Source organism: Flavobacterium sp. (assembly GCF_049318185.1).
In the GTDB taxonomy this organism is placed as follows: Bacteria; Bacteroidota; Bacteroidia; order Flavobacteriales; family Flavobacteriaceae; genus Flavobacterium.
In genome coordinates, this window is record NZ_JBMOGV010000154.1 from 1 (window position 1) to 3790 (window position 3790).

Genomic DNA, 3790 nt, shown 5'->3' on the forward strand with positions numbered 1-3790 from the left:
CATTTTGTTTGAAAACACTAATGAATTTGTTGATGCTAGCTCATTTTCAATAGTGCTAAAGATTGATTTATCGAGTTTATCAACACTCGTATCTGGCAATATCTCAACTCCGCCTAACATAATTTGGGTGACATCAGTTTGATAACGTTTGGTTCCTATAACATAATCGTTTTCAATGTAAATTAAATGTGGATTTGATTTATTAAACAAATCATTATGCAGTGAATTGTATAAATGCTTCAAATACATTTTTAATCCATTAGCCGAATTGGAAATCAAACAGAAGTTCTGAATGTCCTCCCAAGAAGAATTTAATAAATCGATACAAATTATTTTAGAAACGCAGTTGGCATAGTTTAAAACCATAGGTATTTTATTTAATATTTATACAAAAATAGTATAGTGGATAGTCAATTTATGACAAAGTTAATTGCTTTAATATAAACCCAAAATTATTTGCCAAAAAGACAAATTATGTCTATTAATTATTATTTTTGAAAAAAACTATCATGGCATTTTCAGAGGGTATTTCTCGACTACAACGAATTATTGACTTCATATCGATTGATTATAGAAGCAAAAAAGAAATCATGGCCTATCTTAGAACTTTCAATATTATAATCTCCTATAAAACGTTAGAACGTGATTTAAAGCAAATCAAAGAAGAACTTGGGTTTGATTTGGAATATAAAAGAAATGAGGGCTACCGATGTGAAAACGATAGTATAATTGAGGCAATTAGTTTTAAAATTCAACCATCAGACATTACAGTTGGATTTGAAAACGAACTTTATAAAATTATAAATGTGTTTGAATTTAATGGGAAAACGTATAGCAATTGTTGGGATAAAAAAAGTAATAAGATGTTTTTGATGGTTGGAGAATAAAAAAAAGGTTCAACTTTGATTAAAAAGTCAAACCCTTATATTTTCTAAATTAACAATTTTTGGGTCTGTTTCCTTAAAAACTAGTTTTATTATTTTTTATCAATTTTTTCTTTCCAGTAATCATAGGCATTCTGATGAATTTTTTCTTGTTCTTCTGTTGTTATAGAAAACCCTTCATCCCAAATATAGCCCATAACAGTTGCAACCCATCCATCTCCATCATAATCACCATAAAAATCTTTTAGATGTTCAACTAATTCAATTAAATCTTCTGTATTATCGTAGTTAATTATAATGCAAAATTCACTGTCTGCATAACCTTCTTCTGCATCTTTAAAAGCAATTATATGTTCATACAAGCTCAATGAATCAGTTAAAATCTCTCCAGAATAATTTTTTTCCATTTTTAATTTAAATTTTATTTAAGTGCTACTCTTTAATGGATTTTCGCTTACTCCAATTATTATTGCTTATTATATTTTAAATCCAAAACTGATAAAAAATCCACAACCAGCTCTCTTTTTTATAAAAAAACGGTTTATCTCTAGGTAAAGTAAAACCCAATTATTTATAAATTACACACTTTTGGGATAGTGTCGTTTTTAGGATAGTGTCCAATATTTAATACTTTGCGAATAAACTTTCTAATTCTTCTTTATTTTTGGGATATTCAACTGTAAGAAAAACAGAATCTTTATCTAAAATATCAACGCAAGGGTTTCCAGCATCATCATACCAAACCTTAAAAATTACTTTACCAATATTTATAATAATATTATCAATACTATAAAATTCATCATCTTCCCAATGTAATTCTGAATTTATTTCAACAATCGCTTCAGGATGTATTTTATTGACAATATTTTTAAATTCAAGTTCAATTGAGTCTAAATCTTCATCAGTTAATTTAGCAGAAAAAAGTTCCATTTTCAGAAAAGCGTTTACTTGTGACATAGTGTTATTTTTTTTATTTAGCTACTCTTTAATGGATTTTCGCATACTCCAATTATCACTTATTTGTTTGAAATTGTTATCGCTTGTTCAAAATCTTTATGACTTTAGATATTACTTATTTTATAAAGTCTAAAAAAAGTCAAACTCCCTTATCTTTTAATCTGAAAAACAATTTATTTATGATATACAATCTAATTTTTTGGGAAACATAATTTTCGAATTTCTTCTATTTTTTCCAAAATACTATCATCAATTTTATTTATCATTTCTTCTGGTTTTGTAAAATCATCACCAGAGTCATAACCCATTATATATGACCATTCATTTTCAAAGTTATCATCTGTAAAATCAATTGTGATATAGTCAACTTTCATGTTTTTCATAACTAATTATCCTTAACACATCTGATAGAGGCTGCATAAACAGAATTTTCGTTGTCCCTTACTAAATCACTATATCCACAATAAATTGCTCTGAATATTGGATGATTATTATCACCTAAATCTGAAGTCCAAAAGTAACAAGCATTATCCTTATCAAAAAACTGCCCATGAAAATGACATTGCCCAGTTGGTAATGCTGTAAATCCTGATAAGTTATTTGCATTATCTGAAATAAAAACCCCTGTAGGATTATCATCGTCATCTGTTTCTTCATAGCCTTCCCAAGTATTTAACGCTTTTAATTTGTCTGCAGCTATATCTTGTCCCCCTAAAGTTTCAGCAAGTAAATTCCATTCTTCGTCTGAAGGTATGTGCCATCCCTCTGGCGCTAATCCTCTTGAGTAAATAAGTGCAAATTTATTGTATAATTTGCCGCATTTTTCATAATTATTGGAGTCAAATTTATAAAAACACCAAGCAGGAGTCTCACTTTCTCTCAACTCATTCCAATGTTCTCTTGAAATTGCCTGAATTATAACATCACCATTTTTAAAAGTCTCTACATCTAAATTTGATTTCATCCAAATTTGATTCCCTATTTTAACTTCTTCCATTTTTTAAATTAATTTAATTTTACTATTCTTTTTTTTGGATTTTCGTTTACTTCAGTTTTTATTTATCTGCTAGAAATTCTTATGGCTTCTTCAAAATCTTTATGATTTTCTATGTCGTTTATTTTAAAATCTTTTGTGCCAGTTTTTCTAGTCTTCCAATAAAAACCAGAAAAAGCAAATAAAGCCATTTCAATTTTAGCCATGTTTAATTGTTGATTTTTACCCAAAACCTTGTTTAATTCCATTGTGAAATTTGAAATATCTTCAATAAATTTTTCATAAGAAACATTTCTTGCGCTATTTGTATTGTAAACTAAATTAGCAATTACGTCATCCAAAATTGGAAATCCTTCTATTCGGTTACCATTTCCCGACCAAAAACAAATGTGTTTTGGGACAAAAGAATATGAAAGCCCTTTAATTTTTTCTCTTTTTACGAGATAATCAAATGACTCTTCAACCTCATTATTTTTAATTTTTTCGACAAAAGTTTTGTATTTGTAAACACTACAATCATTCCAATTTTCCACAATATTCAAAGTATGTCGACCAGCACTTTTACCTCCCCAAGTTTGAATAAGCTTAAAAATTTCAAACAACAAATCATCATTTTGTTTGTGGTTATACTTTTTAATTTTATTTCCAATATTTTCTGTTATATTAAGCTCGGTTATGTCTAATTCAATATATTGTTTATTTATCATGGTTGAAATCATCCCTCTCATTGAAGAAAATCCTTCCCATGAGTAGTTATTAAACCAATATTGATAATCTATTTTTGGGAAATCTGCCATATTTTTTCTAATTTTAAGTTCAAATTTATGTTTAAAACAGACAAATTATGTCTATTAATTATTATTTTTTAAAAAAAACTATCATTACATTTTCAGAGGGCATTTCTAGACTCCAACGAATTATTAGCTTCATATCGATTGATTACAGAAGTAAAAAA

At 27.6% G+C, this 3790-nt stretch carries 7 protein-coding genes; 1 reads left to right on the forward strand and 6 read right to left on the reverse strand.

From position 1 onward, the window contains the following. Positions 1–366, reverse strand: a 366-nt coding sequence (locus tag ACOYLT_RS10600) for a hypothetical protein (protein WP_422853819.1), incomplete at its 3' end; no start/stop codon positions are given. A gap of 143 nt (positions 367–509) precedes the next feature. Between ACOYLT_RS10600 and ACOYLT_RS10605 the strand changes: the two genes are divergently transcribed. Continuing rightward, on the forward strand, positions 510–887 hold the full coding sequence (locus ACOYLT_RS10605; RefSeq protein ID WP_422853820.1) for a hypothetical protein: 378 nt from the start codon (positions 510–512) through the stop codon (positions 885–887). Between the two features lie 89 nt (positions 888–976). On the opposite strand, the gene ACOYLT_RS10610 is transcribed toward ACOYLT_RS10605, so the two are convergent. From ACOYLT_RS10610 to ACOYLT_RS10630, 5 genes are all read right to left on the reverse strand, one after another. Beyond that, positions 977–1291: a hypothetical protein gene (locus ACOYLT_RS10610; RefSeq protein WP_422853821.1), complete on the reverse strand. Its 315-nt coding sequence runs from the start codon at positions 1289–1291 to the stop codon at positions 977–979. Positions 1292–1508: 217 nt separating this feature from the next. Further along, on the reverse strand, positions 1509–1841 hold the full coding sequence (locus ACOYLT_RS10615) for a hypothetical protein (RefSeq protein ID WP_422853822.1): 333 nt from the start codon (positions 1839–1841) through the stop codon (positions 1509–1511). Between the two features lie 191 nt (positions 1842–2032). Next, positions 2033–2224, reverse strand: coding sequence for a hypothetical protein (locus ACOYLT_RS10620; protein WP_422853823.1), 192 nt, complete (start codon positions 2222–2224; stop codon positions 2033–2035). A 2-nt stretch (positions 2225–2226) separates the two neighbouring features. After that, positions 2227–2838, reverse strand: coding sequence for a fibrobacter succinogenes major paralogous domain-containing protein (locus ACOYLT_RS10625; RefSeq protein WP_422853824.1), 612 nt, complete (start codon positions 2836–2838; stop codon positions 2227–2229). A gap of 62 nt (positions 2839–2900) precedes the next feature. Continuing rightward, complete coding sequence (locus ACOYLT_RS10630; protein ID WP_422853825.1) at positions 2901–3632, reverse strand: hypothetical protein; 732 nt, start codon at positions 3630–3632, stop codon at positions 2901–2903. Positions 3633–3790: the final 158 nt, after the last annotated feature.

Excerpts from the sequence above, each read along its gene's own strand:
- ACOYLT_RS10605 (WP_422853820.1), top strand. The coding sequence starts at position 510 with ATGGCATTTTCAGAGGGTATTTCTCGACTACAACGAATTATTGACTTC.
- ACOYLT_RS10610 (WP_422853821.1), bottom strand. The coding sequence starts at position 1,291 with ATGGAAAAAAATTATTCTGGAGAGATTTTAACTGATTCATTGAGCTTG.
- ACOYLT_RS10615 (WP_422853822.1), bottom strand. The coding sequence starts at position 1,841 with ATGTCACAAGTAAACGCTTTTCTGAAAATGGAACTTTTTTCTGCTAAA.
- ACOYLT_RS10620 (WP_422853823.1), bottom strand. The coding sequence starts at position 2,224 with ATGAAAAACATGAAAGTTGACTATATCACAATTGATTTTACAGATGAT.
- ACOYLT_RS10625 (WP_422853824.1), bottom strand. The coding sequence starts at position 2,838 with ATGGAAGAAGTTAAAATAGGGAATCAAATTTGGATGAAATCAAATTTA.
- ACOYLT_RS10630 (WP_422853825.1), bottom strand. The coding sequence starts at position 3,632 with ATGGCAGATTTCCCAAAAATAGATTATCAATATTGGTTTAATAACTAC.